Raw genomic sequence first — 22017 nt, 5'->3', positions numbered from 1 at the left:
TAATTAAGCGTTCTCTAACTTTAAGAGAACGCTTAATCTTATTACATTGAAAAATGCATTCTATTATTTTCAATTATTATGATATAACATAACTATCATTTTACTTATTTGCATATTTGCACGAAAATATAGTTATCGACGACTATTCTGATAATAGCAACTAATATAGTCAATGATAACTCAAAATTTATTGATATAGTAGGTATATGTGCAACTAATTAGGGAAGATTTTAGCTTGCCATTTCTGAAACAGCTAAAACAAGTATTGCGTAAAGAATGCGCCAGTCTTCCCATGGACTTAAAATGCTTGCTTGGGGCACACATAAAACCCCTTGAACAATCTATTGACAGAGTTGAAGGACTGTCGGAGATTCTAAGACGAAGTAATCCTAAAATGGCCCTATGCCATACAGATATTCATAATTGGAACTTGATGCAACGGGATGAGCAGTTAGTTCTAATTGACTGGGAAGGCTTGAAATTGGCTCCAGTAAAAGCTGATCTCATGTTTTTTGTTGATAAGCCATATTATGATGTATTTATGAACATATACCTGAAATTACACAAAGATTTTTTAATCAATACGGATGCTTTGTTATTCTATCATATTAGACGTAAACTAGAAGATATATGGGAGTTTATTGAACAACTTTTATATGACAATCAAGAGGATAAGGAAAGAAATGAAACTATAAAAGTTCTTGATGGTGAACTGAATAACTTAGTGTTTTGAAAAAAGAATAACGTATTATTAAGCTAAATAATATTGGAGAAGAAAATGAATAAACAAGAATTATATCAAATTGCTTTCAGTATAATTAATCATAAAAAGTTACGGAACTTTGGAACTTCAGGGCATGTGGAGACGGTGGTATTGATGTCAAGGAAAATAAGATAATAGGCTATAAAAGTGTTGAAATTAATGGTTTTTGGGGTTTTAGAAGAAATCCTAAAAGCCATTTTTCTATTTAGATAAATATCTTAATTATAATTAAAGAATAAATTGAGGATCAAGAACCTCAATATTATATAGAAAATAGCCACGAAGCGATCATATCAAAAGAAATCTTCATGCAAGTCTAAGAAGAAATGGATAGACGAGCTAATATGGTAAGTGGCAAAGGGAAAAGAAGAATCTATTCCAGTAAATACGCCCTTTCAAGTATTGTCTACTGCTCTATATGTGGGGATATTTACAGGAGAATAGCATGGAATAATAGAGGAAAGAAAAAAACAAGGACTATCTCAATAAATACTAACGCAAGCACAAGTATAAAATAGGCTAAAGTGACTTATCAGCCTATTTATGATATAATATAAATTAATGAATAAAACGGATAAGGGGTAATAATATGGCAATTTCTTATAAACCATTATGGCATTTATTGGTAGAAAGAGAAATGAACAAAGAAGACTTAAAAAGAGCAGCAAACATAACAAGTAACATAGTTTCAAGAATGAGCAAAAACTCTTATGTGAACTTAGAGTCATTAGAAAAGATTTGCCTGGCATTGGATTGCAGAATTGAAGATGTTATAGAAATTCATAGAAATGAGGATAAATAAATTATGTTTATGAATAATAATCCAATATCATTAAAAAAACGAATAAAAGAATTGTTTTTTGATTATCTACTTATTCTTTTGTATTTAGCATTGTTATTTGGAGTAAGCATGGCAGTTTATCATCTGTTTTTTAAAGGGATTCCGAAAATGAACGAACTACAGTCACAACTAATTGCTTTATTAACATCAGTTATTCCGATTGTTTTGATTTTTGCTTATTTGGATTATTCAAAAGATGGGAGTTTTGGTAAACGCAAAGCGGGGTTAAAACTTGTTTATAAACATAAATCTTTAAAAGCAAGCTTTATAAGAAACGTAATCAAATTTTTACCATGGCAAATAGGACATATGAGTACGATTCATGGAATTTATACTGACTTTGATGTATGGGCTATCGTCATGTTTTTTATAGGCATGGGATTTGCTGTACTGCTATTATTAATGGGTCTAATACGTAATGATAAAAGACATTTGGGTGATTTGTTGGCAAATACCCAAGTACAGAATAAATAGGAATATTTTTGCTATAATACTACTATGCAACCAATAGACTAAGAATAGAAAATGAAAAAACCGGGTATAATAATATGAACAATTTGATTACTTTTAAGGAGATTATTATGAAAAGTTTAAAGTGGTATACCATAGCTGCATGTATATGGATATTTATATTTCCTATAACAGGAATAACTGGGTGGGCTTTTATGATTAGTGGTCCAATTGTTATAGTTGGAAGCATCGTGAAATTTGTGTTCAAATTATTTAGAATAGACCTGTATTGGTTAACTAAACCTAGCTTTGGTTTAGGAGTTTTACCAGACCTAATTATTTCTGTAATTGTTGGATTTTTACTAACTATTATTGGGATAGGGTTATGGAGAATTACTAAGAGATTATATCAATGGTTAGTCTTAATAAAGCCTGAGAATTGTTAGATTTAATTATGAAGAACATTTTAATTCATGGGTTGGGTCAAGATGATAAAAGTTGATATTTAAATGAGAGTTACTTTTAATGAAAAATAATGAAGGTAACTATTAAACTGGAGGTTCAAAATGAGAAGAAGATTTGCATTTATGACTATTGTTTTTGTTTTTTTAATAGTTCTCACTTCTTGTAAGAGCAAGAAAAAAGAAGACAAGATTGAAATATTTGATTCTAACGATATAAAAATTGCTGAAATAGAAAAACAAGATGAGTTAGATTATTTTAGTGATTTTATAGAAATGAGTGTAGAAAATGTTAATGATAAAAAATTCGAAAATTTTTTTAAAGAAATACCTGACGATGCAATAAAATCTTATCATTTTATATTTACCAACGGCAATGAAGGTACAAAGATAGATTTTTATATTTATGAAAATTACCCTTATATTACAATGGAGGGAGTGCCTATGATTACAACTCCATTGACATGGGAACTTTCTAAAGAAGATTTAAAAGAATTTAATGATATAGTACAAGAATTGAAAGACATGGATAATAAAAGATAAAGCGAAAATTTTAGGATTGTGTAAATAGAATAATTAAAAGTAGCCTAGGCGATAGAAATTAAAAACTCTATCGTCTTTTTTTAATACAAGAAAGGAGTTTTTTATGAAAAAATTAGAACAACTAAGACAAGAGTCAAAAGAAATAAAAGATAAAATTGACCATACAGAAGAAAGATTAAGGCAACTAAAAAATCAAGAAAAGAAGATATTAAAACAAGACATAGTGAAAAAAAGAAAAGAAAGAACACGTAGGCTCATAACAAGAGGAGCAATCTTAGAAAGCCTTATAGAAAATTCAGAAGAACTAACAGATAAAGAAATAAAAATCCTACTAGAAGAAGCAACAAAGACAAAAGAATTTAAAGAAACACTAAAAATAATAAGAGAAAATTAGGGGAAATATAATAATCAAATCTCCCTTAGATTTTCTAAGGGCGCAATTATACACCCTAAAGGGTGCTTGCGTCCTGCGGAGCCAAACCCTTGCAGGGAGCAACAATCATTCGCTTTTTAAAAGTCAAGGGTAAATAAACTCGCTAAGGCTCGCCCTTGACTTTTAAAATTTGAAATGAAAGTAACAATTAAGCCGACATACTGAAACAACAAAAATTAATTCAGTAGTCGGCTTTTTCTATTCTATCATTTCAAAACGCTCATTCACAAGGTGGCTATAAAAAATCTATTAAGCCTCCACCTAAAACAACAAAAAAGAAAGGAAGTGATAAAAATGGCAGACAGTTTTCATTTTTCAGTAAACATAATATCAAGAGGAAAAGGCAAAAGTGCAGTAGCAAGTGCAGCATATATAAGTGGAGAAAAAATAAAAAATGAATGGGACGGAGTAACCCATGACTATACAAGAAAAGAAAAAGTATTAGTAAAAAATATAATATTGCCTGATCATATACCAAAAGAATTTAATGATAGGTCTACCTTATGGAATAAAGTAGAAATGGCAGAAAAAAATTCTAATGCACAACTAGCAAGACAATTCATAATAGGACTACCAAAAGAATTAACTTTAAGTGAAAATAAAAACCTGGTTGAAAGATTTATAAAAGAAAATCTAACATCACAAGGAATGATAGTAGATTATGCAATTCATGATGAGAGTCAAGAAAAAAATGGAAATATTCATTGTCATATAATGACCATAATGCGACCCATAAACGAAAAAGGAGAGTTCTTAGCAAAGTCAAAAAAAGAATATATCCTAGATGAAAAAGGAGAAAAAGTATTAAACAAAAATGGAAAACCTAAAACAAGAAAAGTAGAACTAACAACCTGGAACGATAAAGGCAATGTAGAAAAATGGAGAGAAAATTTTTCAGACCTTTGCAATGAATATCTAGCAAAAAACAAGATAGAAAAAAGAGTAGACCATAGGAGTTTTAAAAGACAAAATTCAGATTATCTACCGACAATCCATTTAGGATCAGCAGCAAGTGCAATGGAAAGAAAGGGAATAGAAACTGACAAGGGAAACTATAATAGAGAAATAAGAAAATACAACGACCTTGTAAAAACAATAAAAGAAGAGATAAAAACATTAAAGGGTTGGATAGGAAATTTATTAGATAACTTATCTACTGCTTATGAAAAATTTAAGGATATAGAAAGAGATAAGGTAATAGACAACCCTAAACTTTTTAATCTAACAAACTATCTATTAACTTATTCAGAAATTCAAAAAGAAAAAAGTAAATATCTAAAAGGATATGCCAAAACTAATAAAGAAAAATATGACTTTAAGAAACTAACAAGTGCATATAGTTATTTAAGAAAAAATAACATAGAAACCATAGGTCAGTTACAAACAAAAATAGAAACTTTAAAGTCCAATAGTTATAGGCTAAATAAAAAAGCAAAGACAATCCATAAAGAAATGGAAGATGTAGAAAAGAAAATTCTATACTATGAAATCTACAAAGCCAAAAAAGAAGTTTATGAAGAATATCAAAAGAAAAATTTATTCACCAAAGACACATTCTATAATAAACATAAGAAGGATATAGACCAATATAAAGTAGTAAGCGAGAAATTAAAAAAACTCCTATCAGATAAGGAAAAACTAAGTCCTAAAAAATGGAATGAAGAAAAAAATCTTTTAATGGCAAATCTTGAAGAAATAAATAAAGAAAAAGACAAGATAAAAGATGAATACCAGGAAATTAATCATATAAAATATTCAGTAGATTTTGTAAACAAAGAACTTGGCATAGATTTATCCATAGAAATAGATAAGTTAATAAAACAAGGTGAAAAACCAAGTGTAATAGCACAGATTAAAAAATTCCAAGACCAAGTTAATAAAGATAATGAATATAGAGAAAGTATGAAAAACAAGAAAATGAATCAAGAAAGATAAGACCTGGTAAAAATATCTTATCCAAGCTATAATATGACCAAGAAAATAAAGGCAGAACTAGGAGGTAATAGAGATGAATAAAAGGCAAGAGCTAATAGATGAACTCATAAAAGCAGATCAAGATGGAAAATACAAAACCTATAAAAGCACAGAAGAAATAAAAGCAATGAACAATGAAGAAATACAGATTATATATTCCAACATGAAAAACTATCTATCAGACAAAAGAACACACACAAACTACTAAAGGTGGAAAAGCAAAATAAGAGCAGAAAAACAAGAAAAGGTACAAATACTTAAGTAAGCTATAAAAACATCAAAATAAAACATTCCACCACCAAGAACAACCAAATAAAAACAAGCAAAGGGAAGTATAGAAAAATTAAAGCCTATACTTCCCTTTTTTTAATTCAAACAAAGGAGATAAAAGCATGATAAACGAAGAAATAAGCAAAGAAGCAGGTCAAGCAGCACAAACCATAATAACATACACAATAAAGGCAGCAAAAGAAACAATCAACTTAGACAAAGAAATAAGAAAAAAGATGAATGATACTTTAGAAAAAGCAAACGGAAACCTCAAAAGTCTTATGGGCGATGAAATGAAAATAAAAGACCTCTACAAGAAAGGACAACTAGAAAATATAAGTATAGATCAAAGCGACCTCAAAGACTTAAAAAAAGAACTAAACAAACTTGGAGTAAGTTTCTCAGTAATGAAAAACAAAGAAAGCCAAAACTATGAAATATTCTTCCAAGCCAAAGACATAAAAGTAATGGAATATGCCTTTAAACAAGTCATAGTCAAAGAAAATAAAAAAGAAAAAGAAAGTATCCTAAAACAAATAAAGAAATACAAAGACCTATCCAAGAACAAGGATAAGACAAAAGAGAAAGTCAAAAGGAAAGTAAAAGAAAAAGTAAAACCAAGTAAAAAAGATATGACCAGAGAAATCTAAGGGAGTAACGAAAAGTTACACCCTTAAATAACCATAATAACTAGACTTCCGAAAAGCAGAAGTCCAGAATTTCGAAAATCGGAAATCAAGAATTTCGATTATCGAAAATCAAGAAAGGAGCAGATATGGCAACAAACAAAATATATTATTGGATAAAATTGAAAGAAGAATTTTTCACAGACAAAATAAACAGAGGACATTGTCCTTAATGAGTCCAACCCATGTCCGACAAGAGATAGAGAAAGATATAGAGATAGATAAAGAGAGAGAGGGAGAGATAGAAAAGATTTAACATTTTTGGTATAATTATAGAAATTAGACTTTGAAAATATTATGGATAATTGGCTTAAGAGCTGTAAACTAAATGAAATAAAGAGAAAATGGCTACAAGTTGTAGCCCCAAAAATATATAGGAGGTGAATTTTGTGGCAGAACAAAACAAGGAAATTGTAGTTATAGATGAAACTACAATTAAAAGTAAGATTTACTATATAAGAAATCAAAAGGTTATGCTTGATTTTGAGCTTGCTGAAATCTATGGATATACAACGACAAGATTTAACGAGCAAGTAAAAAACAATTCGGAGAAATTTGATGATGATTTTATGTTTCAGTTGACGAAATCAGAGTTTGAAAACTTGATATCGAAAAAATCGACATCAAGTTGGGGCGGTCGTAGAAAACTACCTTATGCTTTTACAGAGCAGGGTATTTATATGCTTATGACTGTATTAAGAGGAGAACTTGCCGTTAGACAGAGCAAGGCTTTAATACGAATGTTTAAGCAGATGAAAGACTTCATCATTAAAAATCAAGATTTTATCAGCTCAAAGGAATTAGTTCAAATAGCAATTCAAACAAATCAAAACACAAATGATATTGCAAGGATAGATAGTAAGATTAACACATTGGCTACTAAAGAAGATTTAAAAAAGGTAATGGATAATTTTATAGACCCGGAAACATATAAACATTTCCTCTTGATGAATGGAGATAAGATAGAAGCTGATGTTGCCTATACAAAAATATATAAATCAGCAAAGAAAAGCATTTATGTAATAGATAACTATATCGGACTTAAAACATTAGAACTTTTAAGAGCTGCAAGAGATAAGACTCAAATCGTAGTCTTTAGTGATAATGTCAAGAACAAGGATATGCTTACAAAAAATATCTTAGATGATTTTAGAAAAGACTATCCTAATATAGACCTGAAACTGAAGATAGCAGGTAAAAAATATCACGATAGATATATAGCAATAGACTTTGGAACAGAAAATGAAGCCTTTTATCTTTGCGGAGCTTCGTCAAAGGATGCGGGAAATAAAATATCAAGTATTACCAAGATAGAAGAATCTTCTAAAGATATGTACCATGATATGTTTAGTAAGATGTTAAATAATAAAGACTTAAAAATTTAATATATAATTATGTTAAATCATAGCAATACACAAGGCGGTAGAATTAAAAACTATCGTCTTTTTTTATTTGAAGAAAGGTAGGAGAGCATGGCAGATAAAAGAATGTTTTCACTAAAGATAGTGGATAGCGACTTATTTTTGGATATGCCACTAAGTAGTCAATGTCTGTATTTTCATTTATCAATGAGGGCAGATGATGATGGTTTTGTAAATAATCCTAAGAAAATCATCAAAATTATCGGGGCTAATGAAGATGACCTGAAAATACTTATTGCCAAAGGCTTTGTGATAGTCTTTGATCAGGGAATAATCGTCATTACTCATTGGAAGATAAATAACTATATTAGAAAAGACAGATATAAGCCAACAATGTATATAGAGCAGAAACAACAGCTTTATCAAACGGAAAATGGAGCATATATTTTAGAAGAAAAAGATGGTTGTCATCTGGTTAACCAAAGGTTGTCAAGTGGTCAACCCAGTATAGATAAGGGTAGATTAGATAAGGTTAGTATAGATAAGGGGAGAGAAGAACAGTCCACCCCCATCTTTTATGGAGAATTCAAAAATGTAAGGTTAAGCAAAGAAGAATATAAGAATCTTAAAGAAAAATTAAACTCACACACAGAAATAATGATAAATAAACTATCAAGATACATGGAAAGCAGTGGTAAGACCTATCAAAACCACTATGCGACAATCTTAAAATGGTATGAAGAAGATAAAGAAAAACTAACACAGAAAGGTTTAAACAAAAAAATGAACTATGATGTAGGAGAATCTTTATAGATAAAAAGAGGTGGAAAGCCATTATTAAAGACTTTAAGTCTAAAAAGGTATCAAAGTATGCCAGATATAATAAAAAGATAAATATGACACTTAAAAGGCGATTAGAAAATTAAAAATCTAATCGCCTTTTTTTTATTGTATGAAAGGATAAGCTATGACAAAAAGACAAACAAAATACATTGTAAAAAGAAATTATGATGATAGAAGAACAGATACGGACGCTTTTCTAAGACTAATAAAAAAATCAAGCAAATTAAATAATACTAATGAAATTGAGTATAACAAATATAATATTGATAGTAATAAAAAAGAGTGCTATAATAAAAATAGTTTTAGAGAAAGTTGTGTTATTTCCGAAAACTCAAATAAGGAGGAATAGGAAATGATACAAACAAATTCAAATCACTTTTCATTCAAAGCTGCAATTTATTGCAGACTATCTAAAGATGATGAGCAGAAAGGAGAGAGTGCCAGCATACAAAACCAAAAGGAACTTTTAGAAAACTATGTAAAATCAAGGGGTTGGAGTATTTACGATGTATATATAGATGATGGATATACTGGATTAAATACAAATAGACCATCATTTCAAAGACTAATTAGAGATATTGAAAATAAAAAAGTGGATATAGTAATCACTAAGGACTTATCAAGACTTGGAAGAAACTATTTGCAGACTGGGTACTATACAGAAAATTTCTTCCCAAAGAACAATGTCAGATATATAGCTTTAAATGATGGAGTAGATACCTTTCAAGAAAACAATGAAATAGTTCCTTTTAAAAATGTTTTAAACGAGTTTTATTCAAGAGATGTTTCCAAAAAGATGAAATCTGCCTATATGACAAGGGCAAGGCAAGGAAAATTTATTGGTTGTCTTGCTCCAATAGGATATAGGAAAGACAATGATGATCCACATAAATTAGTAATCGATGATGAAACTTCATGGATTGTTGAAAAAATTTTTGATCTTGCTTTTAGTGGTTATGGAGTACAAGCAATTAGGAGAAGACTTTTTGAAGAAAAAATACCTACACCTACCTGGTGGAATAGAAAAAAAGGACTTAGAAATAAAAAAACTAAGTTAGAAATGACCGTAGATGGTGGAGAGTATTGGTGGGACTGCACAACCCTAAAAGAAATTATTGAAAACCCAGTTTATATTGGTCATATTGCTAGTCAAAAAGTTAATTATAAATTCAAAGTAGGTTGGTTATCCGATAAACCTAAAGAGGAATGGATAATAGTAGAAAATACACACGAACCAATAATTTCTGAAGATATTTATAATATAGCAAATGAAAAATTAAAGAGCAGGAGAAGACCATTTAAAAATGGAGAAGAAAGCATATTTGCAGGCATTGTGAAATGTCCCGATTGTGGAAAATCTTTAAATCTTGGAAGAAACAAATCGAAAAAAAGAGAAAAGTTACTCACTTGTAACACTTATAGAAGATACGGAAAGTCATTATGTAGTCAACATAGAATTTATTACGATACTCTTTATGAGATAGTGCTTAAAGATATTAGAAATAATGCAGAAATAGCATTAAAAGACGAAAAAGAAATTATAAAAGCACTTGAAAAATCACGAGAAATTGATAATGAAGAAGAACAAAAATTTATCATGGATAAGATTTACGAAGATCAGATAAGAGTAGAAGACTTAACTAAAAAGATTGAAAGACTATATGATGACTGGCTAGATAACAAGATAAGTGAAAGCAACTTCCAAAAAATTCTTGAAAAATCACAAAACGAACAAGACTATCTAAACCAAAGAATAGAAGATAATCAAAAATTGATTGTTAAAGAAGATCTTGAAGATATTAATGTCAAAAAATGGATTGAACTCATAAAAAAACATAGGGATATAAAGAAGCTGGACAAAGAAACCTTAAACGAACTCATCTCAAAAATCTATGTTCACGAAAAAGAAGTAGTGAATGGAGAAATCACCCAAACAATTGATATTTACTACAATTTCATAGGAAATACAGACACACTACAAGTATTTTACAATCTCTAATTAGGCATAAAGCAGCTTATGGCAGGAGGCGGTATTGTCCTTATCGGACTTAAGCTGATTCCACTTCTTGCCAATGTACTCAAGTAAGAAGAAAAGGAGAGCTTAGATGTTTGGAATATTCGACAAGATAGAAGAATTTTTTAAGGAACTTCTACTGGGCGGTATCCAAGCAAACTTAGAGTCCATGTTTCTTGACATCAACGATAAAGTTGGTGCAGTTGCAACAGATGTAGGAAAAACTCCTATGGGGTGGAACGGAGATGTATTTGCCTTTATCAAAAGCATTAACGATTCCGTCATTATTCCCATAGCGGGACTAATCATCACAGCAGTCCTTTGTATTGAGCTTATCAATATGGTAATGCAAAAGAACAATATGCATGATACGGACACCTTTGAATTTTTTAAGTACATCATTAAGATGTGGATTGCTGTATGGTTAGTATCTCATGCTTTTGAGTTTTCAATGGCGGTCTTTGATGTGGCACAGCACATGGTAAACAAAGCGGCAGGGGTAATCAATACCTCTGCCACCGTTTCCGGAGATCAGATAGTGGCAATGATGGATACCTTAAAAGAAAAGGGGCTTGGAGAGCTTGTCATGATTCTCTTTGAAACCTCACTCATAAAGGTTGCCATAGAGGTAATTTCCATTGTAATCATGCTTGTGGTTTACGGAAGAATGTTTGAGATTTATGTTTACTCATCGGTTTCAGCCATTCCATTTGCCACAATGGGAAACAAAGAGTGGGGACAAATTGGAACAAACTATATCAAAGGACTATTTGCACTTGGGCTACAAGGACTCTTTTTAATGGTTTGTCTTGGAATATACGCAGTATTAGTTAAGACAGTACAGATAACAGATATACACACAAGTACCATGACGATACTTGGATATGCGGTTTTGCTGGGACTAATGATGCTAAAGAGCGGAACTCTGGCCAAAAGCGTATTAAATGCACACTAACAGAAAGGAAGGATAGGATGATCAAAAGAAAAACAGTATTTACAGCAGTAGTAATCGGAGCAGGTGTTATAGCGGTGATTGATAGAATCAAACTTTTTAGCAAGATCAATGACTTGGAAGAAAGAACAAAAGACATCGGTCGCTGCCATAATGATTTTTGTATTTTGCAGGAAAGATATAACAAAAATACAGATAAACAGATAGAAAGCATTCAGGAAGAAATCGGCTCTGTTTATGAACACATGGCAGAGCTTTCAAAGGAAAAAGAAGATGGGAGGTAAGTTATGGCGTATGTACCAATCCCAAAAGACCTAAAGAAGGTAAAAACAAAGGTAGCTTTTAACTTAACCAAAAGGCAGATGATAGGTTTCACACTCGCAGGACTGGTAGGACTACCAGTCTATTTATTTATGCGAAAGGTCGTTCCAAATGATATAGCCGTCATATTTCTCATTGTGTCCACACTCCCTATATTTTTCATCACTCTTTTTGAAAAGGACGGACTGACATTTGAGAAATATTTTAAATATATTTACCTTCATAAGTTTTATCAGCCACAAAAAAGAGTGAGAAAGGAGGTTTACCTTGAAAGACAAAAGAAAGATTCAGCAGGTAAAGTTAGAACAAAACAAAAAGATGTTAAGAAGTCAAAGACAGAACTTAAAGAAAAATAAGGGAAAATCTAAAAAAGATAAAGGCGGGCTACTTGACCTTATTTTTAGAAAAGAACCAAAAAGATATACTGTCGAAGATACCATTCCCTATCTTAGACTCTTAAAAAGCGGTATATGTCAGCTTGACGAAAAGCACTTTAGTAAAAGTATAGCCTTTCAGGATATTAACTACCAACTTGCCTTAGATGAAGATCGAGACTTGATTTTTAATCAGTTTGCAAATTTTCTAAACTCCTTTGATCCAAGTATCAGTATTGAGTTTTCATATATCAATCAACTTGGACGAAACGAAGAAATGAAGTCGGCAATTCAGATACCGGATAAAAAGGACGGTTTTGACGATATACGTCTTGAGTTTAGAGAGATGCTTAAAAGCCAGATTGTAAAGGGAAATAACGGACTGAAAAAATCAAAGTATGTAACATTTACAGTAGAAGCGGATAATTTAGAGCAGGCAACATCAAAACTCGAAAGACTGGAGATAGATATATTATCTAATCTAAAGAGTATGGGAGTTCGTGCGGAAAGTTTAAGTGGGGAAGAAAGACTCAAGATTCTTCACGATATATTAAATCCCAATAAGACCTTTGAGTTTTCATACAAAAATCTGAGGAAAAGGGAAAGCACTAAAAAATACATTGTACCTGATGAATTTAACTTCACGCCTTCAAGGTACTTTAAGTTTGGAAAATTTATCGGGGCAGTAAGTCATTTTCAAATTCTTGCCAGTGAGCTTTCAGACCGTATGCTTGCCGAGTTTTTGGATATTGATGATAACATCAATATTTCCTTTCATATTAAGGCAATCGACCAATCGGAAGCTATTAAAATGGTAAAGAGAAAAAATACCGATATTGACAAGATGAAGATTGAGGAAAATAAGAAAGCGGTAAGAAGCGGTTATGATATGGACATTCTTCCATCGGACTTAATCACCTATGGAGAAGATGTAAAAAGCCTCCTAAAGGACTTACAGACAAGAGATGAGCGAATGTTTGTGGTGAGTATCGTCTTTATGAACTTTGCAAGGACGCTGCAAAAGCTCGATAACACCATTTCTCAAATAAGCTCTATTGCCAATAAGCACAATTGTAAAATAAAAAGACTTGACCATACGCAGGAGCAAGGTTTAGTGAGTGTGCTACCTCTTGGCGTAAACAAGATTGAGATAGATAGAGGACTAACCTCATCATCTACGGCAGTTTTTATGCCCTTTACCACAGAGGAGCTTTTTATCAATTCAAGTAACAGTCTTTATTACGGACTAAATGCCTTAAGCCATAACCTGATTATGGCAGATAGGAAAAAACTCAAAAATCCGAATGGTCTAATCCTCGGAACTCCTGGAAGTGGTAAATCCTTTAGTGCAAAAAGAGAAATGGCAAATGCAATTTTAGTAACAGACGATGATGTGATTATCTGCGATCCGGAAGGAGAGTATGGAAACCTTGTAAGACAATTTAATGGAGAAGTCATTAAAGTCAGCAGTAAGTCCAAAGATTACCTGAATCCCCTTGATATAAATATGAACTATGGCGATGGGGATGCGCCACTGAAAGACAAAGCAAACTTCATTATGAGTATGCTGGAGCTTGTAGTAGGCGGTAGTGGTCTTACGGCAGAAGAAAAGTCCGTTATAGACAGGTGCTTACCTAAGATTTACGAAAGGTATTTTGAAAATCCAGAACCTTGTAATATGCCTATACTTCAAGACCTATACGATATGTTAAAAGGACAGGAAGAAAAGGTCGGTAAAAAGCTGGCAACGGAGATGGAAATCTATGTATCAGGTTCCCTTAATGTTTTTAATCACAGGTCAAATGTGGACTTAAATAAGAAACTCCTGTGCTTTGATATTAAAGAGCTTGGAAGTCAGCTAAAGAAAATAGGAATGCTTGTTATACAGGATCAGGTGTGGAATAAAGTATCTCAAAATAGAGGAAGCAAGGCTACAAGGTACTATATAGATGAGTTTCACTTGCTATTAAAAGATGAGCAGACAGCATCTTATTCTGTGGAAATATGGAAGCGTTTTAGAAAATGGGGAGGTATTCCAACAGGTATTACGCAAAATGTCAAAGACCTACTTATGAGTAAGGAAATTGAAAATATCTTTGATAATACGGACTTTGTCTTAATGCTAAATCAAGCGTCAGGAGACAGAGAAATTTTAGCAAGAAAACTTAAAATCTCACTTCCTCAGCTTAGATATGTTACCAACTCAAATGAGGGCGAGGGACTACTGTTCTTTGGAAATACCATTGTTCCTTTCCTTGATAAGTTCCCGAAAGATACAATTCTCTATCAGAAGATGACTACCAAGCCTGAAGAAGTGAGGTAGCCTATGGGAAAAAAGCTGAAAAAGGATTTTAGGGAAAGGCATAAGGCAAGTCTTGAAAGAGAAATGATCCATAGTGAAACATTCACTACATCTGAAGAAAGTAAGCTAAAGCATAACGATGATTACAGAGGAAAAATCGTCCATGACAAAGACAGATTTCAGGACAAGGTTCATAAGAAAACAATCAAGGTAAGTTCTGATAATGAAAAGGCTTATGGAACATCCAAGAGAAACGCAAGATATAGAGCTTCTGATAAGGATAGTGTAGCTGCTGTAAGTGAAACAGGAAGATCGGATTATATTACGGAGGTAAAGGATGGAAAAATCTATGATCCTTTAGGAAAAGACCTTGATAATGACGGGATTATAGACAGATACGATAATGACTTTAGGGACAGCGACTACTTTGAATCGACCTATGATGTGGATGATAATCTCCATAAAAAAGATGAGTTTTTTGGAAGTTCCTCTATAACTCATGAGGCTAAAAAGAGAAAGTATAAGAGGAAAAACTACACCGAAAGCCTTTATACAAGAAAAAAAGAAGATGCGTCAAAGGAAAATAAATCTGAAGGTAAAAAGACTGGAAAAGATGCTGCAAGCGAAAAAGTTCATAGTAGCCTTTCTAAAGAGCAGAGGAAAAAGCTAAAGAAAGATATGGTAAAGGTATCTGCCCTTTCAGGACTTGCTAAAGGAAGTGAAACCGTAAGGGATTATCTTTCTCATGGAAGTGATGAAAATAAAGGGGTGGAAGCAGGAGAAAAGACAGCGGACGCAAGCTCGAAACTCATTCATGGCATAAAGAAATATTCTGATAAGAAAAAGGCGAAGAAAGGATACGATCTTACAAATAAGGACTATAAAATCAGGAAGCGAAAATCGAAGCTTGAATTTCGTGATGCCAAAGAGAACCTGAAAAAGACGAATGAATATAAAAGAGCAAATGCCTATAAAAGATTTCAAAAGAAAAATCAGGTAAAGGCAGCCATTCGTCGTGAGAATAAGTCAAGACTCAGAGATCGGATTAAAGAAAACCTCATTGGCTCGTTGAAAGGCTCAAAGAAATTTATAGTAAGAAAAGCAAAGGGACTTATGATTATTTTCATAGGTCTTATTATTTTGGGAACTTTCTTTATCAACTTTGCAGGAACGGGAATGACAGGCTTTATGAACTCCACAAGTTCTGTTCTTACAACAAGCTATTTGTCAAAGCCAAATGTCCTAAATGAAATCAATCAGAGCTTTTCTGCTATGGAGAGTGAGCTTCAAAATGAGGTTGATCATGTCAAAAATAACTATCCCGGCTATGACGAGTACATCTTAAATAACACAGAGTATATTGGTCATAATGTCCATGAGCTTTTATCCTATATTACATCAAGATGTGGAGAGGTAAAGAGTGTATCGGAAGTAGAATCCATATTAAAAGAATTGTTTGAGTCCATGTATGACCTTGAATATAGGGAAGAAGTTGAAATCAGATACAGGACAGTTACAGAAACCTATACCGATGAAGATGGCAACGAATATACTGAAAGTCATGAAGAACCTTATGAGTATAAAAAGCTCATTGTAACGCTGCATAAAAAAGAGATGGACAGCATTATCCGAAAGGTCTTTGCAAACTATCCAGACAACCTAAAGCACTATGAAGCCTTATTCCTTGCACAAGGAAATATGGGAGAAGCCTTTGGAAATTCTGACCTTATCAGTGCAAATGGTGGCGTAGGTGGTGGAGTTGAGTATGAAGCATCAAGTGAAGTTCAAAAGAAGATTGTTAATGCTGCATACATCACGCCATCTCCAGGTGCAGGCTGGTGTGCCATGTGGGTTTCACAGGTCTATCAAAATGCAGGTCTTGGATATATTGGCGGAAATGCCTGCGATATGTACAGAAACTATACTTTTACATCAGACAGGTCAAAACTCAAGGTGGGAATGCTTGTAGCGGTGGAAAGCAGTAGTAGTGGAAGCACAGCAGGACTTACCTATGGTCATGTAGGAATTTATATTGGAGATGGTAAAGTTATGGATAATATTGGACGAATAAGAGTAACCACTTTAGACAATTGGATTGCGTCTTTCTGCAAGCATCATCCCGTAGGATTTGGATTCCCACCAAACGTAAAGAAATAGGAGGTAACAATGTGAAACGAGAATTAACGGTAGTGAAAAACAAAATAAAGAAGTTGAAGGATAAAAAGGCTCTGATTGATGAAGAATTGGAGCCTTTATTTATTCGTGAAGAAGAACTTGAAAACGAAGAAATCATTGCCATTTGCAGAAAGAACAACATTACAATCAGTGATTTGATGGCAAAGGTTAACAGACAAAGAGTAGAAATGAAAAAGGAGAAGTCAAATGAAAACCAGTTGGAAAAAGAATAAGAAGTTTTGGACAGCAGCACTTGCAGTCGTTGTAAGTATAAGCTGCCTTTTGGGCCTTTGGACAGTTGTTTATGCTCATGAGCAAAACTTAGCGGAAGCACCTACAAGCGATAAAGCTGTCCAAACACAAGTAGAAGTAAATGTAAAGTATATCTTTGAAGATGAAAAAGTTTATAAGGAAGAAAAGATAAAGGCTGAGAAAGGACAGCTTCTTGACAGCGGTGATCTGCCGATGCTCCCTGATAATATGAAATTTATTGATGAGTTTCTATTTTATGAAGTAAAAGGCGATGGAAATGATGAAATTATCCGAAAGGTAGCAAAGACTGAGGCTAAAGATAAAGAGACTCAGACAGAAGACGAAAAGCCGAAAGAGGATGAAAGCTCGCAGACGAAAACTCCAAAGACGGAAGATAAATCAACGCAGACAGAGCTTTCTAAAAATGATATTTCCAAAATGGAAAAAGATACTAAGGAGCTTCAGGAAAAACTTGATAAGTTAAATAGCGAAATGAAGGATAAAGACAAATTAAGCGATAATCAGAAAGAAAAAATCAAAGAACTTGAAGCCCAGATTGAAAGCTTGAAAGAAAAAATGAAAAAAGATAAGGAAAATAAGGGCTTATCAGAAGACATGAAGAAGGAAATGGATAAGCTGAATAAAAAGATTAAAGAGCTTGAGGAAAAGGCAAACGAAGCAAACAAGGCTCCCGTAATATCTAATCCGCCTGCACCGAACAGCCCTATTTCCGGAATTAAGACAAACTCAGGCATTTCAAATCAAACACCTGTAAACAACACAGGAAAAAGCACAACTACACAGGCGAGTTCAGAAAATACTGTAAAAGATACAAGTAATTCTGAAACGAAAGAGAAAGATATTCGCTATCCTAATAAGCTGACACCGAAAGCTCCTGCCAATAACAATCAGGATTCATCTATGGACGGGACAAGTAAGACTGTAAATACCAATAAGGGAGTAGCTTCTGCTCCGTCAAAGGCAAGAGGAACCGTTACGGAAAATAAGGACAATGCGAATAAGGACTATCCAATTCATCACGGGGATAGCGGTGATAACAAAGAAACAGATCTGTATTCTGCTGATGCAAGACAGTTTATTACCTTTCAAACGAAAAACGGTAAGACCTTCCATCTCATCATCAACCACGATGAGACACAAGAAAATGTAATGCTTTTAACGGAAGTATCTGAAGATGATCTTCTAAATATGGTTGAAAAGAAAGAAGCTCCGAAGCAGGAGATTAGCAAAGAGGAGCCAACTAAGGAAGAAGTAAAGCCTGAGAAAAAAGAAGAAAAGAGTAATTTAGGAACATACATTATTCTGCTTCTTGTTATAGGCGGAGCATTAGGAGCAGGTTATTACTTTAAGGTTGTAAAAAAGAAAGAGGATAAGGAGCTTGAATCATTAGAGGAAGAAGAAGATGATTTCTTTTCGGAAGCAGAAAGTGAGGAAGAAATAGGAGAAGCAGAAGAAACAGAAGCTTATGATGAAGAATAAATGCACCTTAAAATATATTGTTATGGGTGCAAACGCAGGGCGGGAGAGTAAAATCTTTCGCCCTTTTACAATGAAAGCAGGAGGAAAAATATACATGGAACATATACTTGTGATAGCAGAAAAACCGAGTGTAGCTATATCAATTGCAAAGGTAATAGGAGCTACAAAAAAGAAAGATGGATACTATGAGGGAAATGGATATAAGGTATCTTGGTGCGTAGGTCATCTAATTCAGATGGCAAATCCGGACGCTTATGATGAAAAATATGCGAAATGGAATATATCGGATTTACCGATTATTCCGAAAGAGTACAAATTTGAAGTGGCAAAGGCTACAAAAAAGCAGTTCAATATCCTTAAAAAACTGATGAATGATAAGGAGATTGATACAGTTATCAATGCGTGCGATGCGGGAAGAGAAGGAGAAAGTATTTTTAGGCTGGTATATAACGAAGCTAAATGCAAAAAGAAAATGCAGCGTCTTTGGATTTCGTCAATGGAAGATAGTGCTATCAAAGAGGGATTTTCCAATCTAAAGAATGGTGAAGATTACGATAAGCTCTTTGAATCGGCACAGGCAAGAGCTATTGCAGACTGGCTTGTCGGAATGAATATCAGTAGGCTCTATTCTTGCCTGTATAAGCAAAATTACAGTGTCGGGAGAGTGCAAACCCCAACACTTTACATGATTGTAAAAAGAGATGAAGAAATAAGTAATTTTAAGAAAGAAAAATACTACACCGTAGAGCTTTCTATGAACGGCTTTACATTATCGACAGACAAAATTGGTGATGAAATAACCGCAGAGCAGCTTATTAATTTAATAGGCGATAATATTGAAATAACTGATGTCATTCAAAAAGAAAAGATTACAAAGCCGGATTTACCCTTTGACCTAACAACACTTCAAAGAGAGTGTAATAAATATTTTGGATATTCAGCAAAGCAGACGCTTGATTACGCTCAAAGCCTATATGAAAAGAAACTAATTACCTATCCAAGAACAGACAGCAGATGCTTAACGGAAGATATGATTGTAAGTACGGTCAATAACATTTTAGGGAAAAATGATTTTGATACAGAGCGTATCAAGACGGTATTCAACTCAAAAAATGTTACGGATCATCACGCTATTATTCCGACAGTAAGCTCGTTGAGTAAAGATTTATCGAGTATCCCTGATAGTGAAACAAAAGTATATAGGCTTATTTCTAATAAGCTTCACGCAAGTGTAGGCTATCCATTAGTGGAAAACACAACAAAGATTGTAGCTGAATTTGACGGGTTTGAATTTACAAGTTCAGGAAGGGTAATTAGAGACGAGGGCTTTAGCAAATACCTTAAAGAATATAAATCAAAAAAGAGTGAAGATGCTGTATTGCCTGATGTAAGTATTGGTGATGTTTTAAGTATTGAAAATAAAGAGATTAAAGAAAAATTTACTCAACCACCGAAACACTTCACTGAAGATACGCTTCTAAAGTATATGGAGATTGCAGGAAATGAAGCCTTAGAAAAAGGTGTAGAAGTGGAAAGAAAGGGACTTGGAACACCTGCAACAAGAGCCGGAATTATTGAAAACTTAATCTATAAGGGTTTTGTCGAAAGAGATAAGAAAAATTTGATTGCCACGCATAAGGGGATCAGCCTTGTAACAATAGTATCCGATACCTTTAAGTCAGCGAAAACAACTGCAAAGTGGGAAATGGAATTAGCGGATATTGCCAAAGGGAAATCTTCCAAAGAAAAATTCCTGAAAGATATTGAAAGCGAGATACAGGATGCGGTTTTAAAATATCGCAAATAAGTGCCTGCTGATTTCAGAGTGGAGAAAATCCTCTGGAAATGGTATAATATACAGATAAAACTTTTGAAAAGAGGAGGTATTATGCAGCTTTTAGATATAAAAAGAATGGCTCATAACATTCTTGAAAATCAAAACATAGAAAGCAGTTTTATCGAATATAAAAAGTCGGCAAATTTTAAAGATAAAATTCTAAAAACTGCTTGTGCCTTTGCCAATAACTATATGAACAATGAGATAGGCTTGTTGTTTGTTGGTATTGAAGAAGTCGATGATAAAGAAACGGGAGAAAAAGCAATTCCTAAAAGACCGATTGAAGGGATAAAGGAAGCAAAATTAGAGGGAATAGAAAATGAAATTAAATCGCTCCTTGCCAATATTCATCCTAAAATCAACTATCACATTATTACGGATCAAATTGATGATGAATACTATATCGTAGTTGCGGTAGAAAGTGGTAGTAACGGTCCGTTTCAAACAAGTGAAAGGGCAGAAAAAGATAAAGATATTCGATTAAAGGCAGGAAGATATATTAGAGTCGGTAGAGATTCAAGGCTTCCTAAACCAACCGAAGAATTTGAACTTTTGAAGAAGTTTGCAAACTTTTCTTTTAGCTCAAACTTGAACGATACAGCTACCATAGATGATTTAAGCTATGAATATATGAAAGAATATTTGCTTCAAACAGGAGCAAAAAAAGATATTAGAGAAATGTCTAAGCTGGATATGGCAAAGAGTATGGGGCTTGTCAGTGAAAGTGAGTATGGCGGTTATAGAGCTAAAAATTTTGCTGTGCTGATGTTTGCAGATACACCAAATAAATTTATTCCAAATGCCCATGTTGAAATCATAAGAGAAATTGATGGAACTGATAAAATGGAATCAAAGAAATTTGATGGTCCGGTTTGGATACAGGCAAAGCAAGTCAGCAAATATTTTGAAGATAATATTATGGCTTCATATACCATAAGGGAAGCGAATAAAATCGAGCATAAGATTGTCTATAACTATCCTCTTACAGCATTTGAGGAACTTGCTACAAATGCCATTTTGCATAAGGAATACGATACGCCTGAATATGTTGGGATATACATTTACAAGGACAGAATTTCTTTTGTGAATCATAATAGACCGCTCCCTCCTGTAACCATTGAGGCTCTTAACAGGGATAGAACTTTTGATCGAAGGCAGTATCTTAACAAAGAACTTAAAGATATGTTCTTTTCACTTAATTTAATAGAGTCTTATGGTTCGGGTATAAGACGTGCAAAGGATGCACTATTAGAAAATGGTTCTCCTGAGCTTAAGTTTTATCCGGATAATGAAGAAGATAACTATACCAATGCAGTGATGGGAGTGAATGAAGAATTTTTGAAAGAGTTTAATGGTAGCACTACCAAAGAAACTACCAAAGAAACTACCAAAGAAAAAAACAGCATCCAAGAACAGATAGTGCTTCTTATGAAAGACAATCCAAGTATTACTGCGGAACAGATAGCAAATGAGATTAAAGAAATAACAGCAGATGGAGTGCGATACCATATAAGAAATCTTAAAGCTCATGGAGTTATTAAAAGAGAAGGCTCTACCAAATCAGGTAAATGGATAGTGCTGAAATAGAATAAATAAGATCATAGAACCAAAAGGTGATTAGAGTAAAATCTAACCGCCTTTTTTTATTTGGAAAAACGAAGGAGG

Annotated in this window: 22 protein-coding genes and 2 pseudogenes; all 24 read left to right on the top strand. The window is 33.1% G+C overall.

Annotation, left to right across the window (positions count from 1 at the left end; all coding sequences use genetic code 11):
- Positions 1 to 208: 208 nt before the first annotated feature.
- The 24 genes and pseudogenes from GAN53_RS09115 to GAN53_RS09000 all read left to right on the top strand — a co-directional run bounded on the left by GAN53_RS09115 (position 209) and on the right by GAN53_RS09000 (position 21939).
- Positions 209 to 733 (top strand): phosphotransferase, encoded by a 525-nt coding sequence (locus GAN53_RS09115; protein WP_001176020.1) that lies wholly within the window; start codon positions 209 to 211, stop codon positions 731 to 733.
- 284 nt (positions 734 to 1017) lie between these two features.
- Positions 1018 to 1230 (top strand): annotated as a pseudogene (locus tag GAN53_RS09890) (recombinase family protein); the annotation flags it as partial.
- Positions 1231 to 1352: 122 nt separating this feature from the next.
- Positions 1353 to 1565 (top strand): helix-turn-helix domain-containing protein, encoded by a 213-nt coding sequence (locus GAN53_RS09105; RefSeq protein WP_034544980.1) that lies wholly within the window; start codon positions 1353 to 1355, stop codon positions 1563 to 1565.
- 3 nt (positions 1566 to 1568) lie between these two features.
- Positions 1569 to 2078 carry an RDD family protein gene (locus GAN53_RS09100; RefSeq protein WP_034544982.1) on the top strand — a complete coding sequence of 170 codons (510 nt, stop codon included), beginning with the start codon at positions 1569 to 1571 and terminating at the stop codon, positions 2076 to 2078.
- Positions 2079 to 2185: 107 nt separating this feature from the next.
- Entirely contained in the window at positions 2186 to 2500 is a 315-nt protein-coding gene (locus GAN53_RS09095; RefSeq protein WP_034544984.1) for a hypothetical protein, read from the top strand.
- 120 nt (positions 2501 to 2620) lie between these two features.
- Positions 2621 to 3058: a hypothetical protein gene (locus GAN53_RS09090; protein WP_034544985.1), complete on the top strand. Its 438-nt coding sequence runs from the start codon at positions 2621 to 2623 to the stop codon at positions 3056 to 3058.
- A gap of 103 nt (positions 3059 to 3161) precedes the next feature.
- Positions 3162 to 3452: a DUF3847 domain-containing protein gene (locus tag GAN53_RS09085; protein WP_034544987.1), complete on the top strand. Its 291-nt coding sequence runs from the start codon at positions 3162 to 3164 to the stop codon at positions 3450 to 3452.
- A gap of 333 nt (positions 3453 to 3785) precedes the next feature.
- A complete protein-coding gene (gene mobQ / locus GAN53_RS09080; protein WP_151410742.1) occupies positions 3786 to 5426 on the top strand; it encodes a MobQ family relaxase in 1641 nt (546 codons plus the stop codon).
- A gap of 73 nt (positions 5427 to 5499) precedes the next feature.
- On the top strand, positions 5500 to 5673 hold the full coding sequence (locus GAN53_RS09785; RefSeq protein ID WP_192574109.1) for a hypothetical protein: 174 nt from the start codon (positions 5500 to 5502) through the stop codon (positions 5671 to 5673).
- 184 nt (positions 5674 to 5857) lie between these two features.
- On the top strand, positions 5858 to 6385 hold the full coding sequence (locus tag GAN53_RS09075; RefSeq protein WP_077074749.1) for a PcfB family protein: 528 nt from the start codon (positions 5858 to 5860) through the stop codon (positions 6383 to 6385).
- A gap of 425 nt (positions 6386 to 6810) precedes the next feature.
- Complete coding sequence (locus GAN53_RS09065; RefSeq protein ID WP_072469066.1) at positions 6811 to 7806, top strand: ORF6N domain-containing protein; 996 nt, start codon at positions 6811 to 6813, stop codon at positions 7804 to 7806.
- Between the two features lie 87 nt (positions 7807 to 7893).
- Entirely contained in the window at positions 7894 to 8595 is a 702-nt protein-coding gene (locus GAN53_RS09060; RefSeq protein ID WP_072469062.1) for a replisome organizer, read from the top strand.
- A gap of 154 nt (positions 8596 to 8749) precedes the next feature.
- Positions 8750 to 8974, top strand: coding sequence for a hypothetical protein (locus tag GAN53_RS09055; protein ID WP_007516568.1), 225 nt, complete (start codon positions 8750 to 8752; stop codon positions 8972 to 8974).
- A 3-nt stretch (positions 8975 to 8977) separates the two neighbouring features.
- A complete protein-coding gene (locus GAN53_RS09050; RefSeq protein WP_151410741.1) occupies positions 8978 to 10624 on the top strand; it encodes a recombinase family protein in 1647 nt (548 codons plus the stop codon).
- Positions 10625 to 10627: 3 nt separating this feature from the next.
- Positions 10628 to 10711, top strand: a pseudogene (locus GAN53_RS09045) (Maff2 family mobile element protein); the annotation flags it as partial.
- A gap of 19 nt (positions 10712 to 10730) precedes the next feature.
- Positions 10731 to 11594 carry a VirB6/TrbL-like conjugal transfer protein, CD1112 family gene (locus GAN53_RS09040; protein ID WP_151410740.1) on the top strand — a complete coding sequence of 288 codons (864 nt, stop codon included), beginning with the start codon at positions 10731 to 10733 and terminating at the stop codon, positions 11592 to 11594.
- Positions 11595 to 11611: 17 nt separating this feature from the next.
- Positions 11612 to 11875, top strand: coding sequence for a hypothetical protein (locus GAN53_RS09035; protein WP_000595839.1), 264 nt, complete (start codon positions 11612 to 11614; stop codon positions 11873 to 11875).
- A 3-nt stretch (positions 11876 to 11878) separates the two neighbouring features.
- Positions 11879 to 12268, top strand: a complete 390-nt coding sequence (locus GAN53_RS09030) for a PrgI family protein (RefSeq protein ID WP_151410739.1) — start codon at positions 11879 to 11881, stop codon at positions 12266 to 12268.
- Positions 12180 to 14609, top strand: a complete 2430-nt coding sequence (locus GAN53_RS09025; RefSeq protein ID WP_151410738.1) for a VirB4-like conjugal transfer ATPase, CD1110 family — start codon at positions 12180 to 12182, stop codon at positions 14607 to 14609. Before GAN53_RS09030 ends, GAN53_RS09025 begins: the two co-directional genes overlap by 89 nt.
- Positions 14610 to 14612: 3 nt before the next feature.
- On the top strand, positions 14613 to 16745 hold the full coding sequence (locus tag GAN53_RS09020; protein WP_151410737.1) for a CHAP domain-containing protein: 2133 nt from the start codon (positions 14613 to 14615) through the stop codon (positions 16743 to 16745).
- An 11-nt stretch (positions 16746 to 16756) separates the two neighbouring features.
- Complete coding sequence (locus tag GAN53_RS09015; RefSeq protein WP_000817944.1) at positions 16757 to 16996, top strand: hypothetical protein; 240 nt, start codon at positions 16757 to 16759, stop codon at positions 16994 to 16996.
- Positions 16971 to 18515 carry a CD1107 family mobile element protein gene (locus GAN53_RS09010; RefSeq protein ID WP_151410736.1) on the top strand — a complete coding sequence of 515 codons (1545 nt, stop codon included), beginning with the start codon at positions 16971 to 16973 and terminating at the stop codon, positions 18513 to 18515. The genes GAN53_RS09015 and GAN53_RS09010 overlap by 26 nt, the downstream gene beginning before the upstream one ends.
- Before the next feature lie 94 nt (positions 18516 to 18609).
- Entirely contained in the window at positions 18610 to 20322 is a 1713-nt protein-coding gene (locus tag GAN53_RS09005; protein ID WP_151410771.1) for a DNA topoisomerase 3, read from the top strand.
- 81 nt (positions 20323 to 20403) lie between these two features.
- The gene (locus tag GAN53_RS09000) at positions 20404 to 21939 is read left to right on the top strand and encodes a helix-turn-helix domain-containing protein (RefSeq protein ID WP_151410735.1); all 1536 of its coding nucleotides are present in this window, start codon (positions 20404 to 20406) and stop codon (positions 21937 to 21939) included.
- The last annotated feature ends 78 nt before the right edge of the window (positions 21940 to 22017 follow it).

Source organism: Anaerococcus sp. Marseille-P9784 (assembly GCF_902500265.1).
Classification (GTDB): Bacteria; Bacillota; Clostridia; order Tissierellales; family Peptoniphilaceae; genus Anaerococcus.
This window is presented reverse-complemented; position numbering and strand designations above follow the sequence as displayed.

Coding starts and splice junctions, on each gene's coding strand:
- GAN53_RS09105 (WP_034544980.1), top strand. CDS start 1,353: ATGGCAATTTCTTATAAACCATTATGGCATTTATTGGTAGAAAGAGAA.
- GAN53_RS09100 (WP_034544982.1), top strand. CDS start 1,569: ATGTTTATGAATAATAATCCAATATCATTAAAAAAACGAATAAAAGAA.
- GAN53_RS09095 (WP_034544984.1), top strand. CDS start 2,186: ATGAAAAGTTTAAAGTGGTATACCATAGCTGCATGTATATGGATATTT.
- GAN53_RS09090 (WP_034544985.1), top strand. CDS start 2,621: ATGAGAAGAAGATTTGCATTTATGACTATTGTTTTTGTTTTTTTAATA.
- GAN53_RS09085 (WP_034544987.1), top strand. CDS start 3,162: ATGAAAAAATTAGAACAACTAAGACAAGAGTCAAAAGAAATAAAAGAT.
- mobQ (WP_151410742.1), top strand. CDS start 3,786: ATGGCAGACAGTTTTCATTTTTCAGTAAACATAATATCAAGAGGAAAA.
- GAN53_RS09785 (WP_192574109.1), top strand. CDS start 5,500: ATGAATAAAAGGCAAGAGCTAATAGATGAACTCATAAAAGCAGATCAA.
- GAN53_RS09075 (WP_077074749.1), top strand. CDS start 5,858: ATGATAAACGAAGAAATAAGCAAAGAAGCAGGTCAAGCAGCACAAACC.
- GAN53_RS09060 (WP_072469062.1), top strand. CDS start 7,894: ATGGCAGATAAAAGAATGTTTTCACTAAAGATAGTGGATAGCGACTTA.
- GAN53_RS09055 (WP_007516568.1), top strand. CDS start 8,750: ATGACAAAAAGACAAACAAAATACATTGTAAAAAGAAATTATGATGAT.
- GAN53_RS09050 (WP_151410741.1), top strand. CDS start 8,978: ATGATACAAACAAATTCAAATCACTTTTCATTCAAAGCTGCAATTTAT.
- GAN53_RS09040 (WP_151410740.1), top strand. CDS start 10,731: ATGTTTGGAATATTCGACAAGATAGAAGAATTTTTTAAGGAACTTCTA.
- GAN53_RS09035 (WP_000595839.1), top strand. CDS start 11,612: ATGATCAAAAGAAAAACAGTATTTACAGCAGTAGTAATCGGAGCAGGT.
- GAN53_RS09030 (WP_151410739.1), top strand. CDS start 11,879: ATGGCGTATGTACCAATCCCAAAAGACCTAAAGAAGGTAAAAACAAAG.
- GAN53_RS09020 (WP_151410737.1), top strand. CDS start 14,613: ATGGGAAAAAAGCTGAAAAAGGATTTTAGGGAAAGGCATAAGGCAAGT.
- GAN53_RS09010 (WP_151410736.1), top strand. CDS start 16,971: ATGAAAACCAGTTGGAAAAAGAATAAGAAGTTTTGGACAGCAGCACTT.
- GAN53_RS09005 (WP_151410771.1), top strand. CDS start 18,610: ATGGAACATATACTTGTGATAGCAGAAAAACCGAGTGTAGCTATATCA.
- GAN53_RS09000 (WP_151410735.1), top strand. CDS start 20,404: ATGCAGCTTTTAGATATAAAAAGAATGGCTCATAACATTCTTGAAAAT.